The sequence below is a fragment of the Psychrilyobacter atlanticus DSM 19335 genome, from assembly GCF_000426625.1.
In the GTDB taxonomy this organism is placed as follows: Bacteria; Fusobacteriota; Fusobacteriia; order Fusobacteriales; family Fusobacteriaceae; genus Psychrilyobacter; species Psychrilyobacter atlanticus.
This window is the reverse complement of record NZ_KE384547.1, coordinates 507,945-527,248: the sequence shown is the minus strand read 5'-3', so window position 1 is coordinate 527,248 and position 19,304 is coordinate 507,945. Positions and strand designations below refer to the sequence as shown.

Sequence of the window (19,304 nt, the reverse complement as noted above, 5' to 3'; positions counted from 1 at the left end):
AATTTTTTTTATATTTCATTTTAACATATTTATTTGATCTCTATATTGAAAGATATTATAATCCAAAAAAGAATACTGTAAACAGTATTCTTTTTTGGATTTATCCTTATATATTCACTATATAACTAAAATAGTTTAGTATTCTCCTTCTTTTGCTTTCCCTGTACTTACTAAACTCACACCAGAAGATGTTCCTAATCTAGTTACTCCCATCTCGATATATCTCATAGCAGTTTCTATGTCTCTTACTCCTCCAGCGGCCTTTATCTGTGCTTTATCCCCTACTACTTCTTTCATAAGAGCTACATCTTCAAATGTAGATCCTCCTGTTCCAAATCCTGTAGAAGTTTTTACGAAGTCTGCCCCTGCACTTACAGAAAGCTCACAAGCTTTTCTTTTTTCTGCATCTGTTAAATAACAGTTTTCATGGATAACTTTCAATACATGAGTTCCCATAGCTTCCTTTATTCCTCTGATTTCAGATTCTACCTCATCAAATTTACCGTCTTTTAAGAATCCAACATTTAATACCATGTCGATCTCATCTGCTCCATCTTCGATACATTTTTTAGTTTCAAATATTTTTGCATCTTTAGACATAGCTCCTAAAGGGAATCCTATTACTGCTGCAATTTTTACATCTGATCCCTCTAACTCTTTCTTAGCTAAAGGTACATAAGATCCGTTTACACATACTGAAAAGAAGTTATATTCACGAGCTTCCTTACATAATTTAATTATATCTGCCTCTGTAGTCGTTGCCTTTAATACTGTATGATCTATATACTTGTTTATTTCCATATTTTTTTATCTCCTTTTAAAATTTATTTCATCTACTTTATGTTCTTTCTGTCCAAAATTTTACCCTTTTTCGTTTTTCTTTTCAACCTTTTTATTTATATCTAATGCTTATCCGATCATGTCTAATATTGTAGGAATTTTTTCTACTTTTTCTTTAGAGAATACAAAAGCTCCTCTTAAAGTTTCTATGATCTCATCTCTCATATTGTTTTGATGATATAGAGTTAAAATAGCTTCTCCTGACTCAAACTGATCTCCTACTTTTTTATGCATTATCAACCCAACTGAATGATCGATTATATCTTCCTTTGTAGCTCTTCCTGCTCCTAACATCATTGCAGCCTTACCTATTTTTTCAGCATCAATATGTTTTATATATCCACTTTCATCCACATTAAATTCAAAAGTTTCAGTAGCTATATTAAGTAACGAGTAGTCATCACAGATATCTGGATTTCCACCGCTTCCTTTTACGAATTTTTTCAGCATCTCAAGAGCTTTTCCATTCTTTATAACTTCTTTTACCTTTTCAATCCCTTCTTCCAATGTTTTTACATCACCTTTTAAGATAAGTGCCTGAGCTCCTAATACTTCTACTAGGTGAGTAAAGTCCTCTGGACCATTTCCTTTTAGAGTTTCCACAGCTTCTACTATTTCTAGTGAGTTACCTACAGCATTCCCTAATGGTTCATCCATATTAGTCAGCATGCATACGATATTTCTATCAAACGCCTTCCCCAAATCGTACATTGTTTGAGCTAATTTACGTGCCTCTGTTAGGTCCTTCATAAATGCTCCAGATCCTACCTTTACATCTAAAATTATTGCATCTGCATGAACTGCCAATTTTTTACTCATTATAGAGCTGGCAATAAGCGGAATACTCGATACAGTAGCTGTAACATCTCTAAGTGCATAAAGCTTTTTATCCAAAGGAACTATTGTGTCTGCCTGTCCCATCAGTCCTGTTCCAGTTTCGTTTACTATCTTTATCAACTCTTCCTTTGAATTGCTGAATTTAAACCCTTTGATCGATTCAAATTTATCTATAGTTCCACCAGTATGTCCTAGCCCCTTACCAGATAATTTTGCCGTTCCCATTCCTAAAGCACCAAATATAGGAGCTAAAGCGATAGTTGTTTTATCTCCTACCCCTCCTGTAGAATGTTTATCTATCAAGAATTTCTCTACACCAGGAAAATCTATTGTATCTCCTGAATCTATCATAGTTTCTGTAAATACTTTTAATTCCTCTGTAGTCATTCCATTAAAATAAACAGCCATTAAAAAAGATGCAATTTGATAATCAGGAACTTCTCCTGCCTGATAATTTTCTAATAAAAATCTTATCTCCTCATCGGTTAAAATTTCTTTTTCCCTTTTCTTTTGGATAATGTCAACTATTCTCATTTTTAGCCTCCCCATATAATACAACTATACCTATATATTATAACTTATATTTTATTATTTCCTCTTAAACTATTATTATTATTTTGATTTTCTTCTAAAAATATGATATAAAATTTTATAAGTTAATTATAGGACAGGTGGCAGAAATGGAGGGAAATAGATGAAAAGCAATCTAATTATAGAAAATTTTATTGATACATATAAATTGAACAACTTGTTTTCTAAAGAAAATACTAATTTATTCAAATTGAAAAAATATTCCAAAGGGGAAAATATAATCAATGCCAAAGATGAAGTAAAACACATATATTTTATCGTATCTGGAGGAGTTGATATCCACTCTTTTTTAGCCAGTGGCAGGAGTATCTTCATCAACAAATTATCTCCCCCAGAAATATTTGGAGATGTCGAGTATTTAGGAGAAACTACCATGTTATTTGATGTAGCAGCCAACTCTAACAATACCATTATTATGAGTATCTCATTTAAAGCCATTGAGGCTAATTTGAGTAATAATTCCCAACTCTGGAGGTTTTTAGGAGTAGCTTCTACCCGGAAATTATTAAAAACAAACAGAGCTATCCTTCTAAAAGAAGGATTTAACCTAAAAAATATCTTAGCCCTTCACTTGGTTAAAAATGATCACCTTATAAATTTCAAATCTTTAAACGAACTATCCAAAGAATTAAATGTCAGTTATCGTAATTTAACTAGGATCATAAAGTTTTTTACAGATTCAGGGATAATAAAAAAAGATCGAAAAAGTATCATTAGCTTGGATAAGGATGCTATAAAAAGATATTCTAAAGAGATATAGAAGTAAGATCACCTTAGATCCAAATGTTACTAATTCTAGTATAGGGTTTTTAACGTATTAAATTCCCTAACTTCTAAAAAATAAAAAAACTAGGATTTTTTTATTCCTAGTTTTTTTATATCTTAATCTCTTAATTTTTGTTTTATTTCCTGATATTCTTCCCTTGTAATCTCACCATTGACATATCTTTTCTTTAGTATTTCCAGATAATTCTTATCCTTATTTCCTCTAAAGCTGCCTACTCTTCCAAAAGAAAAACTCCTAAATACCGATACTATTGACATAGCAACCAATATCCAGAATATAAACATGAATATTCCATGGCCAAAAAACATCGAATTTCCAAAACTGAAACCTAATCCACAACTATTTATCATTACTCTCTCCTCCTACTTTTCACCCTAAAATTGTATTATAGTTATGTGAAAATTGAGTGAAGTTCTCATTTAAAATTTTTATTTTTTTATTTCTTTTAATTTATACATCTCTTTTTGCAGGTGGTTATTTGACCTTTCCAAAAACTTTAAGATGGTATTTTTCTCCTCTCCAGTAAAGGTTGAATAAAAACTCATCTCCCTGTTTTTTGCTATTTCATGACTCTTTTCATGGTCCAAATAAACTTCCATTCCTATCGAAGTTAATCTAAAGTATACCTCTTTTTTATTTCCCTCTTCCTTAAAGCTGGTTATAAACTCTTTCTTTATTAATTTTCTTGTAATCTTAGTAATCCCACCTCTAGTCATTCTCATGGTATTTGCCAATAAAGTGACATTTGGAGATTCTAGCTTTTCAATATTATCTATACAGTGGATCTCAGATAGTGAAAGATCCCAGTTCTTATTTTTGTTGGATAGATCGTTGTATACCTCTGCTTTTTCCAGAAATTCAGATATTTTTTCAAATATACGTTCCTCTTTATTTTTTTCCATATTTATTCCTCCTGTCTCTATCAGAGCTTATAAAAGTTATCCTCTTCACTATCCTAGTAACTTATTTTTTTTATTGAAATAGCTGCAAAACCTTCTTTTGACCCCATTCTAATTTCCATTAAATTATATCAAATGTTCTATCTAAAAAGAAATAGTAACTTATTTTTTATTTCTTTTTCATTATTATATTTGTATCTAATAAAAAATCCTCCAATTTTGGAGGATTTTAAACGTATCTAATTTCAATCTTCCTGAAATCACCTCTTTCACTACCCTAAAACTTCTATTTCTACCGGAATAGCTGTAGCACCTTCTTTTTGATCCCATTCTAATTTCAATTGGATTATCTCAGATATTTTATCTAAGTTGGTCATATTTTCAATTACATAGGTTCCTTTAGATTCTGTATACTCGTCTATCTTTCTATGATCTCTTCCATGTTGTATTCCGTGAAGATCTATTCCTATAAATTTTACACCTCTATCTATGAGAGAATTTACTGCTTCATCTGTCAAAAATGGAGCCCCTTCTAAATTCAAATATTCCTTAGTCCCATAACCAAATTTTTCCATAAAGCCAGTTCTAAAAATAATAAAATCTCCTTTTCTAACTTCAATTTTTTCTACTCTTTCACAATCTATGATATCTATACCTCTAACATCTACTACTACTCCTCTGCATAGCTTTAAAGAAAGATCCAAATCAGAATAGTTGTACACGTCTATATGCGTTCCTATATGTCTGGCTTGATGTTCATCCTGCTTTTCAGCCCACTCTCTAAGTTTTTCCGGCATCTCAATAGTTTTTACATTTAATTTCATAACTCTACCTCCTTTTTGTTTACAAGGAAATAATAACTTATTTTTGTTTCTTCGTCAACAAAAAGTTTTTGTAATAAAAAACCCTCCAAAATTGAAGGGTTTAAAATTTATTTTATTTCAATCTTTCCTGAAATTAAGTCTTTCTTTATTTGTTCTAATTTAGCTAAATTTTCTTCTCCGATAAGCTCTTTAGAAAATTCAAAGTTAGTAGTTCCCATTCCATTTTCTTTTAATCCTAAGACAACTGTTCCACCTTTAAAGTTTCCAGCTAAGCCCTCTGAAGCTGCATTAAATACAGATATGTCTACTCTTTTTAAGATTGAAGTTAAGATTTTCCCTTCTACTTCTCCGTCTTGGTTTGAATCTACACCAATTCCATATAGATCTTCTCTTCCCTTTATAGCTTCCATAACTCCTCTACCAGATCCACCTGCTACTGTAAATATAACATCTACATCGTTTTCTGCCATTGAGATAGCTAATTCCTTTGCTCTAGCAGGGTCATTGAATGGATTGCTTCCACCAACATATATATCTTTTACTTCAGTATTTGAATTCATATAGTGAGCTCCTTGCTCATACCCTTCATAAAAACTCTTTATTACTGGGGCTTCTACTGCTCCTACAAATCCAATTGAATTAGTTTTACTTACCATTTGTCCTAAAGCTCCCGCTAAGAAAGAACCTTCTTTTTGATTAAACATTATAGATTTTACATTTGGAAGGTCTACAATTGAATCTATAAGTACAAAATTACTTCCTGGATACTCTTTAGCTACCTTTTCAATACCTTTTTCAGCATCAAAACTTACACCAATTATAAGGTCATAATTTGCTTCTGCAAATTCAGTAAAAAATTGATCGAATTCTGAAAGTGTTGTAGGTTCCACATATTTAACTTTTACTCCTAATTCTTTTTCTGCTTTTAAAAGTCCTTCATAAGCTGAATCACTAAAAGATTTATCTCCTAATCCACCTAAACCAAGTACTATTCCTACTTTATAGTCAACTTTTTTTACACCTTCATTTCCTGCGCTCTTAGAATCCTCTCCCTTTCCACAAGCAGTCAATAAGATCAAGCTTAAACCCATTAAAAATAATATTACTCTTTTCATCTTTTCATTCCTCCTAATTTTTAAACAACATCAACAGTATCTTATTTGTATATATAAAACTAAAAACAGCTTACCAAAAAGTAAACTGCTCGCAATTTACTCATAGTGGCTAATTTAGGTTAGCCGTAGAAACTTTTGTCCATATCACAAATTTATATGAGTTGATTTATTTTTTTATGGTAATATGATAGTATAATACCATAAATAAAAATAGGTCCTATGTCCTTTTTTACCCATGAAATTAATTTAAAAGAGAGGTGTAGTCGATGAAAATCATTAATAGTCCCAATTTATTAAAAAAATATATTGAATTATATAATATCAACTCTATTTTTTCAAATAACCTTGAAAAATATATGACCCTCTACCAATTTAAAAAGAATGAACACCTATTTACCTCCTCTGAAAGGGTGAATTATTTCTATCTATTGGTTACCGGAGGAACAAAAATAGTTTTAAATTTAGAAAATGGAAAGTCACTTCTAATTGATTACAGTAAACCTTTGGAGATGTTAGGAGAGATGGAAATCATTAATAATCCATATTCAAAATATGATATTATTGCTACTGAAGATACTACCGTAATCGGTATTGGTATGAGCGTCTTCTCAAAGTTAATTGCCAATGATCCCATATTTTGGAAATACCTGTATAGTTCTACCCTGAATAAATTACAGACTACCGTTAATTCAAATATTATCTCCTCCTCCTATAGTTTTGAGCATGTTTTAGCTAACTACCTCATCAACCATGCTGTGGAAAAAGGAGATGAAATTTTGATAGAATCTACAAGTTTTAACGACCTGTCTCAGCTTTTAGGAACCAGTTATAGGCACCTCAATAGAGTTTTGAAAAAATTCATTGAACAGGGACTAATAAAGAAAGATAAAAGAAGGATAATCATTACAGATTATGAAAAACTAAGTGAGTATTATATAGAACTATATTAAAAAAAGAGCTTTCGCTCTTTTTTTTAATTTTATTTCTTTTTCTAGATGTTACCTTGCTACTCAGTAAAAATCTTGCGAGTTTCGTCGTACCAGCTATGCCCGTCAGGCATCCCTATAAGAAACGGGGATCCATGGATTAACTCTATAACATCAAATGGTTATTGTTTCGACTTCTCTATTTGAGAGAAGCCATAACGAGAAAGTATAAGATTTTTCTTTCTTTTCTTTTACTGCATTTTTATTTTTTTCTAATGTTATTAGAAGAAAATAAAATATTCGCATATCTGAAATGGAGTCAGTTAAGGGTGACACCCTTAGAACCTATTTTTATCTCAAATTAAAAAATAAACTACATATTTTTTAAATCATGCTTCATATTTATAATGTCTGCTTTAATAGTAGGAACTATCTCTTTCCAGATGATTTTCTTTTCTTCTGCAAGTTCTTTTTTCATTCTATTAATTTTTTCAAACAATGATAAATAGATCTCTCTAACTTTTTTATTTCTAAGATCTGTCATGTATACCTTATCAAATCCTATTAAGATATTATCTACACATCCTTCATTTACAAATTTTTCCCCATCATAGCTAGTCTTAAATAACATCAGCATAAATTTATATCCAAATTTTGCTTTATCTAATTTACAATATTTTAGAGTATATATATATTCTCCCTCTATAACATTTGAAATAAATCTTCCATCTATATGATCAGCTACTTTTTCCTTTATCTTTAATACGTGATTTTCGTTTTCCATTATCTTTCAACTCCTAAATATTTTTTATATTACATTCTACCATATGATTCACTAAAATTTTATCAATATACAAAAAGAAAGGAGAATCTACGATTCTCCTTTCTTCTGAACTATATATTTCTTCTTTAAAACTATAACTCTTTTGCCTTGGTTTCTCCCTATATAAGAGAAACCGTTAAGAAGGGAAGAGGGTCTATAACCCCTTTGTAAATTCTCCGAATTCCACCATAGTCTCTTCTAGTTTTCTTTCTACTTTTACTTTACTATCTGATTTTACAGCAAAATAATACTTTATTTTCGGCTCAGTTCCAGATGGTCTAGCTGTTATATATGTCCCATCAGCTAAAACAAATTGAAGTACATTAGATTTTGGCAGATCTAATTTGATCTCTGTACAAGATGTCTTATCACATTCTGTCTGTAACTCGAAATCTCTTACTATTACTACATCTTGACCCAATAGTTGTTTAGGAGTATTTTCTCTTAGAGTTTCCATGATGTTAGTAATTTGTTCTGCTCCATCTTTCCCACCCATAGTTATTGCTGTTATTCCTTCTCTATACCATCCATATTTATCATACATCTTATCTAATTCTGCTGGGATATCTGTCCCGATAGACTCATAATAAGCTGCCATCTCAGATAAGATCATAGTAGTTACGATGGCATCTTTATCTCTAGCATGGGTACCTATCAGATATCCGTAAGATTCTTCAAACCCGAATACATAAGTTCCATCTAAAACTCCATCTTCAAATTGCTTAATTTTTTCCCCTATAAATTTAAATCCAGTCAATGTTCTATACATCTTTACCCCGTGAGCTTTTGCTACTTCATCCAGCATAGGTGTAGATACTACAGTAGAAATCACTGCACCATTAGAAGGGATATCCTTTTTAAACTTCAATATATATTCCATCAGTAATAATCCTACCTGATTTCCATTTGGATATGACCAGTTGCCTTTTTTATCTTTCACTGCTATTCCCAATCTATCTGCATCAGGGTCATTTGCCATTACAATCGATGAACCTTTTTCCTCAGCTAATTCAATTCCCAATTTAAATACTGCTGGGTCTTCAGGGTTTGCATATCCCACTGTAGGGAATGTTCCATCAGGCATCTCCTGACTCGGTACTGTATATACCGATTTAAATCCACATTCATCCAATATTCTTTGTACAGGAACTCTTCCTGTTCCGTGTAACGGAGTATATACAATCTTATAATCTGCTTTGTTTGGGATATCAGTTATAATCTGCTCTGTTTTTACAACTTCCATATATTTATCATCTAAATCTTTCCCTACCATAGTCAATAATCCCTTAGATTTGGCTTCCTCTTCAGAGATAAGTTTAATATCTCCTAAATCTTTAACATTGGTAACACCATTTACTATTCCGCTGGCATGAGGTTCTACACATTGAGCCCCGTCATTCCAATAAACTTTATATCCATTGTATTCTACCGGATTATGTGATGCAGTTACTACTATTCCTGCCTGAGTTCCTAACTCCCTTACTGCAAATGATAGTTCTGGGGTAGATCTAAGAGATTCAAATAGATATGCAGGAATTCCATTAGCAGCTAAAACCAAAGCTGTATTCAATGAATATTCTACAGATCCTATCCTACAGTCATAAGCTATCACTACACCTTTTTTTCTTACAGCTTCTGCATCTACTTCTAATAGGTAGTTTGCAAACCCTTGAGTCGCTTTTCTAATCATATATTTGTTCATTCTGTTTATTCCGTTTCCTCTAACTCCTCTTAATCCTCCTGTACCAAATGCCAATTCAGTATAGAATCTTTCCTCTATCTCCTTTTCATCTCCCTTTATAGAAGCTAATTCTTCCCTGTCCTCTTTATCTATATGTGGTGAATTTAACCATATTTCATATTGTTTCATATAATCTTTCATAGTTCCCCTCCAATTTTAATTTCTACCTCTAATAGATAATACTTTTTTTCCATATTTTTTTCAAGTAAGATTTTCGATCCAAATCTACCCACCACCTGTTTTACCCTCCACTCCCCTTAAGCCATATTTTAAAATTTTACTACTAAACCACAAGAATTTTTTGACACAGATTACACAGATCAATATAGATTTTTAAACCCTAGACCTTTCATCACAAAGAAAATCTTTTTTAGGTTAAAACCTTGTTTTTTCTTAATTTTAATTCCTTTTTCTAGATGTTACCCTACTCCTCAGTAGATGTCTTACGAGTTTCGTCGGACCTACCTATGCCCGTCAGGCATCCCACTAAGAAACGGGAATCCATGGTCTCACTCTATAACATGATTTAGAAAAAGTGAGTTTTTCTTTGGTTCGTTTCTTTTGATCATGAAAAGAAATGAACCCAGTTAAGGGCGGAACCCTTAGAACTTGACTTTGACACGAAGTTTATAATAATAAAAAAAGGCTGATAATTCAGCCTTAATTTTCTATCAATATAATCCCTCTTATTTCCTTTAACTTTAAGAGAACCTCTTCTGAAACTCTTCCCCTATAGAGAATTTGTTCCCCATATTCCTTGGAAAACTCCTCTTCCCCTTCCAATAACTTATCTATCTGAGTAGATCTGTCATAAGAAAATTCTATTACTACATTTATTTTAGGATTCCATTCTACTATTCCTGCTTCTTCCACAGCTAATTTTGCAGTTTTAGCATAATTTCGAATAAGCCCTCCGGCTCCTAATTTTATACCACCAAAATATCTGGTAGCTACTACTACTAAATTATCGACTCCCAGTATATTTAAGATCTCTCCCATCGGTTTCCCTGCTGTTCCACTAGGCTCCCCGTCATCATCTACCTTGTAGTATTCCTGACCATTTTCTAAAACCTTGTATGCACTACAATTATGCCTTGCATCTGAATGTTTTGATTTTATCTTTTTTATAAAATCTTCAGCTTCATTTTTAGTAAAAATTGGTTTTATATATCCTATAAATTTGGATTTTTTTATCTCAAACTGTATCACACATTCTCTTTCTATTGTTTTCATTTTATCTCACCTTATAGTATTTTTTTAGATAAATGAATATTATATTTAATCGTAACTACTCTTATGGTAAATATAGTTATGACAGCTATGTTTTTTAATAATATCCTATCTATATTTGTATAAAGAACTAAGATACCATAGGTTGCCCCAGATACCATGCAAAGAGACGCATACACATCTTCTTTAAATATATAAGGAACTTCTCTTACGAATATATCCCTTAATAACCCTCCTACAGCTCCTGTGAGAGTAGCCATTATAGCTATTCCCAATATACCTAATCCACTGTCTATTCCTTTATCTGCACCTATTACTACAAAGACTGCAAGACCTGCTGCATCCAATGTTTTTACTACCTTATAGTAATATATTACCTTGTCTGAAAAATAAAATGCTAAAACGGATACTCCCAATGAAACATATACAATCCATTCATTTTTTACTGCAAAGGGAACCTGATTCATAATCACGTCTCTTAACACTCCTCCACCTAGTCCTGTGGTCAAACCTATTACTGCTACTCCGAATACATCTAAATTGTGTTTCCCACCCTTTAATGCTCCTGAGATTGATGATGCCATTACACCTAAAATATAAATAACTTGAAACATTTTTCCTCCTAATAAAATATAATAATTTAAGATGTAGATTGTTAAATTATAAAAAAGAGGAATTGCCCCGTTTATTCCATATTTTCCCTATAAATCTTTTCTTTTTTTCATCTTATCCGTATAAAATATCATATTTGTCCCATTTTTTCAATATATTATTAGTATGTTTTTAGAAAATTTTTTTTATTAATCTTAACAGTATTTTTTGATATTTCTTTCACTTAAATGTTTCCTCTATCTTCTTTCATTTTTTAGCTTTTTCAGTCATTATGTCTTTTACGGTTCCTCAGTTTTTGATTCCTTGTGAAGAACCTCTTCTTAACTAACTTTTACTGTATATACATATTTAAGACATTCACTAAAAATCCAAATATTGGATCGATTATCTTCCATAATATTCCTAGGTAACTTAGTACAATTATTATAAAAAATCCATATCTGTCTAAATTCTCAACCATATCTTTTATCCAGTCCCCTCCTAGACTCCATAGGATTTTTGAACCATCTAAAGGCGGAATAGGCAGGAGATTAAATATTCCTAAAACTAAATTTATCCTGATTAAATAAACTGTAGCCGTATGAACTATATCATTCGTCATATATATTTCTGGAAAAATTTTAATTATAGTAGCACCTAAAAAAGCCAAGGTGAAATTCACCACTACTCCAGCTATAGATACCATGAAAACACTAAATTCTCCCTTTTTTAAATTTCGATAGTTTACTGGAACTGGTTTCGCCCACCCTATAACAAAGGAGGAACCCATCAAGATAAGTCCAATAGGAAGTAACATCCCCAAAGGATCTATATGTTTTATGGGATTTAATGTCAAACGTCCCATCACCTTAGCTGTCGAATCTCCATTTAAATATGCTGTCACTCCATGAGCTAACTCGTGCAATATTATAGATACCATGAGGATTCCAATCATAATAAGGATTGTTGGTGTTTTTATCAAACGCCCTGTCATAAACACCAATAATAAACCTGCCAAACCTCCATAGATAATCTTAGTAGATCTGGGCATATCTCTATTTACATATTTAAAATTTTCAAAAAACTCTTTCATACTTTAACTCCTTTTTTTCACTTTACACCACTTAAAAAAGCAACGTGACGCTGCATCCAGAGAGGCACACTCTAGTTTATATATTCTTTTATTCTTTCCATAAATTTTATCTTTTGCTCTCTTTTATCTTTATCTTTCCTTTTTCATTTGTAAAATATTCATCTTCTACCCTTAGTCCCTCACCCTTATTTAGTATTGTATTCTCTGCACCAGGGTAAGCTTTCCTTAACTCATCATTTTTCATCTCATAGGAGGTTACTATATAGTCCAACCTATTTATTCCACTATCTTTCAGCAAAATAAGATCTCTTCTTTCTGGTTTCTTATTCAAAAATAATATCTTATTGGGAACACTCCTATAGTTCATCCATTTCAAATCTAATTTTTCTATCCTCTGTGATGGCACTAGAAATATTAATGGGATTATCCCTAAAGATATATACCAGTATCTTCTTATTTTTTCCCTTTTAAAGAGGATGAATAACAGTATTATAACATATAAGAAGATATATAATAATAAGGAGATTTTACCATAAAATGTCAAAGTTAAAAATGGAATTTCAGAAAATATTCCTATTATAATAATCAAAGCTTTATAAGACATATATCCAATTGGAATCAATACTTTTTCCAATCCTATAAAGGATAGAAGGAGAGATATAAACAATATCAGTACCGTGACCGAACCCAGTGGAATAACTATTAAATTTGGTATAAAGGAAAATAAAGGCAAAACTCTAAAGTAATATAAAAATATAGGTATCAAAATAATTTGGATGGAAAAACTTAATATAAGAAAATTAACAACCTTATATTTCATTAGTTTTTTAGGTAAGATCTCTCCTAAACACTCCTTAACTTTAGGATCTAAAAACAATATTCCTGTAAGAGCCAGATAGGACATTTGGTAGGAGATACTCCTAATAGCATAGGGATTAATAAAATTAGAGACTATAAAAGCTACCATCAATGCTTTTATCATCTCCCTCTCCTCATAAAAAAATTTAGCAGCCAGATATAGGATTCCCATAATGAAGGCCCGTTGAACAGAGGGAGTAAATCCTACCCCATAACAATAAGCTGTCAGAATTACCCCTGCCAGCCCATATCTTATCTGGTATGGCAGCCGTTTTAACAAAAATAGTATGGAAACTATTATTATTCCTATATGAAGACCTGATATTACAAGAATATGTGAAGTTCCTGTATAGTTAAATTTCTCTCTGATCTCTTCAGATATTCCCTCTTTCCTTCCCAATAAAACTGCCTTTATAAAATTTTGAAATTCATAGGAAAAATCAGATCCAACTTTATCTACTTTATTGTTTAAAAAGTCTCTGATTTTAGTCTCTATCTTTTCCTCTTTTAAAATAACCATCTCTACCCTATTGTTTTCTATTTTACCTATCCTTCCCAGGACATTATAGGAGCCCTCTTCTAAAAATTTATCTAAAATAGGGTAATAGTTAATTTTCAAATACTTTTCATCCGCTTTTATTATCTTAGCTCTGTCTGATATTGTTTCCATCTGAAATTCATAGGTTTTTCCTACACTTAATTTTTCCATAGTTCTTAGACTGTAATTCCCATATAGAAATATTGTCATTCCCATCAAAACTAATACTAAGATCTTGTCTTTTCTCTTAAAATAAATTCCTATGATAAACAAAAGGGAAAAAAGCAATGCTTCCCTCCCTCCTAAAATATTGACTACAGATACAAATATTGCGTTTAAGAAAAATATCATACTTATATCCATAAGATCTCCTCCCTATTTTAATATTTAATAGCTGTAATAGCCTGATATAGATCTAGAGCATAACTGTCTGTCATCCCACAGACAAAATCCGTTACCAGGTGCAGCTCATTATATAATTTATTCTCACTATCTGGATATTTTTTCATTAAAAATCTATAATTACTAGATATTAATCGAAATAGTTTTTGTTCCTTAGTCCCCACTATTTCCCTATTAGGAGAAGCCACAGCATCTGTAAACTCCTTCAATAAAACCCTAATTATTGCATCCCCTGCAACCTCTAACTTTATTACTTCCTTTTCACTGATCAGGATTTCTAAAAGTTCACGAAAAGCATGTTCTACCCAGCATGCCTTTGAATTTTTTAAAAGTTCACCCTTATAGTTCCCCTCCATAATCTCATCATAATACTCTATAAAAGTCTCTACAACTGAATCCATCATAAAGTTTTGCAATTTCTTTCTCGCCACTTGGATCGCTATCTCAAAGGGTTTGGGATAATCTAGATCGACCTCTATAACCTCTAAACTCTCCAATATCTCTTTTTCTTTTTCCCTCGTTATGTCACAATATTTAAATAATTTCTCCTTGATAATCCCCAATCCTAAAACACCTTTTTTACATCCATCCTCAATATCAGCTATTGTATATGCAATGTCATCTGCCGCTTCCAATAGATAAACCAGCGGATATCGTACTATCTCGTTCTCCTTATTTCTTATCTCCAGAGCATCAAATATTTTTTCAAAGGATTCCTTTTCACTGGAAAAATATCCAAACTTTTTATAGCTGGGATCTTCATTTTTTATACATCCCTCTGTAGAAGATCTGGGATATTTTATTATTGTAGCTAAAGTCTGAAATGAAAGATTGAGTCCATTTTCATCTCTTAGATATTGTAGCTTTTTTAGGAGCCTAAAAGCCTGGGCATTTCCTTCGAATTTTTCAAAATCATACCGTTCCTCTAGCGACCAGGGGTACCCATAAAAATCAACATTATTTTCAAATTTTTCTTCAAAATATTTAGTATAGAAATCATGGATGATAAATTCTCCATAATGACCAAAGGGAGGATTCCCTATGTCGTGTATTAGGGATGCTGCCTTTAAAATACTTTCAATCATCCCTTTCTTCTCTTTTGGTAGCTCCTCCATCTCTATCAGCTTTTTCTCCACTTTATTTCCTATTATTTGCGCTATCGTAGATACTTCTATGGAGTGTGTCAGCCTTGTTCTGACAAAATCATTACTCTCCAATGGGTATATCTGAGTCTTATTTTGCAGCCTTCTAAAAGCCGAACTGAAGATGATCTTAGAAGAATCTTTTTTTAATTCCTCCAATTGGTTTTCTATATTTTTATCTCTAAAATATTCTACATCCAGTAATTTATCCCATTTCATAGTATCACCCTTTTATAATTTCTATTTTATTAAAACCTTGTTTCCCTTACGCTCTCTCCATATTGATTTCTACTGTCCTCTCCCTCTTTAGCCATTAAAATTAAGAACCAGATCCACCCCACTAATGGGATCAGTATAACCAACTGCATCCACCCACTCTTTCCTATGTCATGCAATCTTCTTATAGTCACTGCAATTCCCGGGATAAATATAAACAATGCATATATTCCCGAAAGAATTCCACTTTCAGGAGTTATCACCTGTTCCACTGTAGCCAACGCTATATTTATTGCAAAATTGACCAATACGAACATCCAGTATTCCCTCCTGTCAGCTCTGCCATAAAAATCTTTATACTGTCTCAATACCTTTAAATAATAGTTCATTTTTAACCTCCCTTAATCTTCATATTCCCCTACTACAAACCCAGGTCTTGCCAATTGTATCAAAACCCATATAGGCCCCACTATAGGTATCAATCCTATAGCTTGCCACCAACCGCTTTTACCGACATCATGTAACCTTCTACAATGAAGTGCTATTACAGGAGTCCAAATAAACAATATATATAGACTCTTTAAAAAGTGTTGATCACCATACAGGAAATTATCCACAACGGATATTGCTAAAAATATAATACAACTAATCAAGGTAAACATCCAATATCCTTTCCTCGTTGTAAACCCTTCGTAATCTCTCCAACGTTTAAAAACATCAAAATAATAGTTCATACTTTCCTCCCTTTATTTAATTGAGGTATGATGCTGAAACTTCTTTAATAACTTAAAAGCTTCTAATTGATTTATTACCAAAATCACCTGATTTTTCCTTTTTTTTATCGCTATACTCCTAATTTATAAAATAGACTTTTTATAACTTATAAGCTAAACTCTTATTATAAATTAATTTTATAGGGGGAAGATATGTATCAAGGTAAGTTAGTACGATTGAGGGAATATCGAAAGGAAGACATAGAAAAAGCTAAGGAATTTTTAAATGACTTTGAGGTAAGGAAAAATTTGCAGCCTGCAATACCTTATCCATATACATTGGAAGATGAGGAGAAATGGTACAGCGGTATCAGCGCTGTAAAAGACACTTATACATTTGCTTTAGAGACTTTGGAGGGGAAGTATATTGGTGGATGCGGGGTAAACAGTATCGACTGGAAAAATAGTAAAGTAGAGATTGGAATATTTATAGGAGATAAGGAATATTGGAGTAAGGGGTACGGAAGTGACGCAATAAATACCTTGGTTAAATTTGTCTTTGAGGAGATGAATGTCAATAAGATAGCTCTCTGTGTCTACTCTTTCAACGAAAGAGCCATTAAATGTTATGAAAAATGTGGTTTTACCCAGGAAGGTGTTCTAAGGGAGGAACTTTTCAGAGAGGGGAAGTATCACGATGAAATATTGATGAGTATGTTGAAAAAGGAGTACTATAAATAAAAACCTAACTAATAATTAGAGGTCTTACCTCTAATTATTAGCCAGGTTTAATTTTAATTTTTTTCTTCATCCTTTGCTTCTCTAAAAAAATAATCTAGCTCTTTTTTAGACTTTAAAACTTTACATCTATTGCAAAAAAACTGTTGTGCCCCGCAAGAAGACAATTTTTCTAACTCCTCTCCACACACTTCACAAAGTGCTCTTTTTACAAACCTTTTTTTACAGTCTCCACAATAACGTTCCCCTGTTCCATTATTTTTAATTATATCTCCACCACAATTTGGGCATTTTGTTAATTCATTCATAAGCTAACACTCCTTTTTATTTATTTTACTACAAAATAAATAAAACTTCTAATTACAAATATGCAATTAGAAGTTTTTTTAACCTATCTTCTGCTTTTTCCTTTTACTATTACATCTGTTAATTCTAGTTTTTCATCTAAAATAACTAAATCAGCTGTATAACCCTCAGCTATTCTTCCATACCTGTCATCTATCTTCACTGCTTTAGCAGGATAGAGAGATGCCATCCTCAGAGCTTCCTCTAAAGATACTCCTACATGTTCTACTAAATTCCTTACACCCTGATCCATAGTCAGTACCGAACCAGCCAGATTTCCCTCTTCATTTCTCAGCTGACCATCTTTATGAAAACATCTCTTCCCCTCAAACATAAATTCAGGCATATCAGTCCCAGCAGGAGACGCTGCATCCGTAACAAGATATAATCTCTCTCCCAGTAATTTTTTAGCTATTCTTATACTTGCATAGTGACAGTGAAATCCATCTACTATTATCCCTGTTCGAATATCTTCAGAATCCAACACAGCTCCTATAGCTCCTGGTTCCCTGTGAGTAAATGAACTCATAGCGTTATATAGATGAGTTGCCAAAGTTATTCCATAAGGTTTCTTCTCTATTACCTCCTCATAGGTACCATTGGTATGTCCTAAAGCCACATTTATCCCCCCATTTACAAGAGTTTTTATATGTTCTGCCTTAGCATTTTCAGGTGCCAGAGTAAGAATAGTTGTTTTTGATTTAGAGATCTTTTTTATGATTTTATCTGATAAGACTCTAATCAAATCTTCCCTGTGAGTTCCTTTTTTATCTGCAGATATATAGGGCCCCTCTATATGAAGCCCTAAAACTCCTAAACTTTCAATATCTTCAATATCTTCCATAACCTGAAGAGCACTCTCTATCTTTTCATCCTCACAGGTAATAAGGGTAGGAGTATATAATGTACACCCGTATTTTATATTGGTTTCATTCATTATTTTAAATGTTTCAGCCGATAAATTATCATTTACAAGAACTCCTCCACAGCCATTAAGCTGTAAATCTATAAATGCTGGTGCTATAAGATTCCCACCTATATCTTTTTTTTCTATATTTGGATATAAAGTATCTAGATCCTCTGTTTTAACTATCTCTTTTATCTTTTTCTCGTCTATAATAATTGCCCTGTTAAAGACAGTTTTTTCTCCAGTAAATACTCTGCCTCCTACCAATGCGTACATATATTTCATCTCCTTTTTAAACTAATGTTATTTTACTCTATTGTATAAATCTTCAATTAATTTCTCCGAATCTAAATTTGCACTTTCGATATCTTTAAAATATCTATAAGTCCCTACTTTTAATTCTACTGTAGCCTCTTCATCTGATACTATGATACCTTTTTCATGCATCTGAAGAGCTGAAATTGTCCACATATGATTGATTCCTTCTTCTACAGCCTGACGCAGTGCACGAGCTTTATGATGACCATTTACCATGATCAAAACTTCTTTAGCATCTAGTATAGTTCCTACTCCTACAGTCAATGACAGCTTCGGCACCTTATTTATATCTCCATCAAAGAATCTTGAGTTAGCTATGATGGTATCTGCTGTCAATTCCTTATCCCTCGTCCTAGAAGTAAGTGATGATCCTGGTTCATTAAATGCAATATGACCATCTGGACCAATTCCTCCTAAAAATAGATCCACTCCTCCTATAGCTTTCATCTTCTCTTCAAATCTTGCACACTCAGCTTTATAATCTAAAGCCATCCCATCTAAAATATTGATATTTTCTTCCTTTATATCTATATGGTTAAAAAAGTTCTCATACATAAAGTAGTGATAACTCTGTGGATGTTCCTTGTCTAAACCTACATATTCATCCATATTAAATGTCACTATATTTTCAAAACTGATTATTCCGTCTTTATTAAACTGAATAAGCCTTTTATACATTCCTAAAGGTGTAGACCCTGTGGGTAATCCCAATACAAATGGTTTGTCTGCACTAGGTTTTGCCTCCAATATTTTATTCGCTACATAACATGCTGCCCAGTCACCAATATTTTTTTCAGTAATTATAACTCTCATAATCTTCCCTCCGAATT

The 19,304-nt window shown here is 32.2% G+C and carries 21 protein-coding genes and 1 riboswitch; of the genes, 3 read left to right on the top strand and 18 right to left on the bottom strand.

Annotated features, from left to right (window positions below):
* Window positions 1-135: 135 nt before the first annotated feature.
* Together deoC and K337_RS0102965 are read right to left on the bottom strand one after the other, a co-directional pair.
* Window positions 136-801, bottom strand: a complete 666-nt coding sequence (gene deoC, locus K337_RS0102970) for a deoxyribose-phosphate aldolase (protein ID WP_028855273.1) — start codon at window positions 799-801, stop codon at window positions 136-138.
* A gap of 108 nt (window positions 802-909) precedes the next feature.
* Window positions 910-2,211 carry a thymidine phosphorylase gene (locus tag K337_RS0102965; RefSeq protein ID WP_028855272.1) on the bottom strand — a complete coding sequence of 434 codons (1,302 nt, stop codon included), beginning with the start codon at window positions 2,209-2,211 and terminating at the stop codon, window positions 910-912.
* A gap of 160 nt (window positions 2,212-2,371) precedes the next feature.
* Between K337_RS0102965 and K337_RS0102960 the strand changes: the two genes are divergently transcribed.
* Complete coding sequence (locus K337_RS0102960) at window positions 2,372-3,028, top strand: Crp/Fnr family transcriptional regulator (RefSeq protein ID WP_028855271.1); 657 nt, start codon at window positions 2,372-2,374, stop codon at window positions 3,026-3,028.
* A 122-nt stretch (window positions 3,029-3,150) separates the two neighbouring features.
* Here K337_RS0102960 and K337_RS0102955 read toward each other — a convergent pair whose 3' ends face one another.
* The 4 genes from K337_RS0102955 to K337_RS0102940 form a co-directional block, all read right to left on the bottom strand.
* Window positions 3,151-3,405, bottom strand: a complete 255-nt coding sequence (locus K337_RS0102955; RefSeq protein ID WP_037029117.1) for an SHOCT domain-containing protein — start codon at window positions 3,403-3,405, stop codon at window positions 3,151-3,153.
* Window positions 3,406-3,483: 78 nt separating this feature from the next.
* Window positions 3,484-3,957: a MarR family transcriptional regulator gene (locus K337_RS0102950; RefSeq protein ID WP_051251576.1), complete on the bottom strand. Its 474-nt coding sequence runs from the start codon at window positions 3,955-3,957 to the stop codon at window positions 3,484-3,486.
* A 269-nt stretch (window positions 3,958-4,226) separates the two neighbouring features.
* The gene (locus tag K337_RS0102945; RefSeq protein WP_028855268.1) at window positions 4,227-4,778 is read right to left on the bottom strand and encodes a cyclase family protein; all 552 of its coding nucleotides are present in this window, start codon (window positions 4,776-4,778) and stop codon (window positions 4,227-4,229) included.
* Window positions 4,779-4,885: 107 nt separating this feature from the next.
* Complete coding sequence (locus tag K337_RS0102940; RefSeq protein WP_028855267.1) at window positions 4,886-5,893, bottom strand: BMP family lipoprotein; 1,008 nt, start codon at window positions 5,891-5,893, stop codon at window positions 4,886-4,888.
* A gap of 83 nt (window positions 5,894-5,976) precedes the next feature.
* Window positions 5,977-6,073, bottom strand: a riboswitch (purine riboswitch).
* 86 nt (window positions 6,074-6,159) lie between these two features.
* Between K337_RS0102940 and K337_RS0102935 the strand changes: the two genes are divergently transcribed.
* Complete coding sequence (locus K337_RS0102935) at window positions 6,160-6,843, top strand: Crp/Fnr family transcriptional regulator (protein ID WP_028855266.1); 684 nt, start codon at window positions 6,160-6,162, stop codon at window positions 6,841-6,843.
* 349 nt (window positions 6,844-7,192) lie between these two features.
* Here the strand turns inward: K337_RS0102935 and K337_RS0102930 are convergent, their stop codons facing one another.
* The 9 genes from K337_RS0102930 to K337_RS0102885 all read right to left on the bottom strand — a co-directional run bounded on the left by K337_RS0102930 (window position 7,193) and on the right by K337_RS0102885 (window position 16,187).
* A complete protein-coding gene (locus tag K337_RS0102930; protein WP_028855265.1) occupies window positions 7,193-7,603 on the bottom strand; it encodes a hypothetical protein in 411 nt (136 codons plus the stop codon).
* Window positions 7,604-7,796: 193 nt separating this feature from the next.
* Entirely contained in the window at window positions 7,797-9,524 is a 1,728-nt protein-coding gene (locus K337_RS0102925) for a phospho-sugar mutase (protein ID WP_028855264.1), read from the bottom strand.
* 519 nt (window positions 9,525-10,043) lie between these two features.
* Entirely contained in the window at window positions 10,044-10,616 is a 573-nt protein-coding gene (locus K337_RS0102915) for an IMPACT family protein (protein ID WP_028855263.1), read from the bottom strand.
* Window positions 10,617-10,627: 11 nt separating this feature from the next.
* Window positions 10,628-11,227, bottom strand: a complete 600-nt coding sequence (locus K337_RS0102910) for a trimeric intracellular cation channel family protein (protein ID WP_028855262.1) — start codon at window positions 11,225-11,227, stop codon at window positions 10,628-10,630.
* A 329-nt stretch (window positions 11,228-11,556) separates the two neighbouring features.
* Window positions 11,557-12,297 carry a site-2 protease family protein gene (locus tag K337_RS0102905; RefSeq protein ID WP_028855261.1) on the bottom strand — a complete coding sequence of 247 codons (741 nt, stop codon included), beginning with the start codon at window positions 12,295-12,297 and terminating at the stop codon, window positions 11,557-11,559.
* A gap of 106 nt (window positions 12,298-12,403) precedes the next feature.
* Window positions 12,404-14,056 (bottom strand): ComEC/Rec2 family competence protein, encoded by a 1,653-nt coding sequence (locus K337_RS0102900; protein ID WP_028855260.1) that lies wholly within the window; start codon window positions 14,054-14,056, stop codon window positions 12,404-12,406.
* A gap of 17 nt (window positions 14,057-14,073) precedes the next feature.
* Complete coding sequence (gene dgt, locus K337_RS0102895) at window positions 14,074-15,456, bottom strand: dGTP triphosphohydrolase (RefSeq protein WP_028855259.1); 1,383 nt, start codon at window positions 15,454-15,456, stop codon at window positions 14,074-14,076.
* A 29-nt stretch (window positions 15,457-15,485) separates the two neighbouring features.
* On the bottom strand, window positions 15,486-15,842 hold the full coding sequence (locus tag K337_RS0102890; protein ID WP_028855258.1) for a DUF805 domain-containing protein: 357 nt from the start codon (window positions 15,840-15,842) through the stop codon (window positions 15,486-15,488).
* 12 nt (window positions 15,843-15,854) lie between these two features.
* On the bottom strand, window positions 15,855-16,187 hold the full coding sequence (locus K337_RS0102885; RefSeq protein WP_028855257.1) for a DUF805 domain-containing protein: 333 nt from the start codon (window positions 16,185-16,187) through the stop codon (window positions 15,855-15,857).
* Between the two features lie 192 nt (window positions 16,188-16,379).
* Between K337_RS0102885 and K337_RS0102880 the strand changes: the two genes are divergently transcribed.
* Window positions 16,380-16,907: a GNAT family N-acetyltransferase gene (locus tag K337_RS0102880; RefSeq protein ID WP_028855256.1), complete on the top strand. Its 528-nt coding sequence runs from the start codon at window positions 16,380-16,382 to the stop codon at window positions 16,905-16,907.
* A gap of 53 nt (window positions 16,908-16,960) precedes the next feature.
* Here the strand turns inward: K337_RS0102880 and K337_RS0102875 are convergent, their stop codons facing one another.
* The 3 genes from K337_RS0102875 to nagB form a co-directional block, all read right to left on the bottom strand.
* Window positions 16,961-17,212 (bottom strand): YfgJ family double zinc ribbon protein, encoded by a 252-nt coding sequence (locus K337_RS0102875; protein ID WP_037029113.1) that lies wholly within the window; start codon window positions 17,210-17,212, stop codon window positions 16,961-16,963.
* 83 nt (window positions 17,213-17,295) lie between these two features.
* Entirely contained in the window at window positions 17,296-18,432 is a 1,137-nt protein-coding gene (gene nagA / locus K337_RS0102870) for an N-acetylglucosamine-6-phosphate deacetylase (RefSeq protein ID WP_028855254.1), read from the bottom strand.
* A gap of 27 nt (window positions 18,433-18,459) precedes the next feature.
* A complete protein-coding gene (gene nagB, locus K337_RS0102865) occupies window positions 18,460-19,287 on the bottom strand; it encodes a glucosamine-6-phosphate deaminase (protein ID WP_028855253.1) in 828 nt (275 codons plus the stop codon).
* Window positions 19,288-19,304 lie beyond the last annotated feature (17 nt).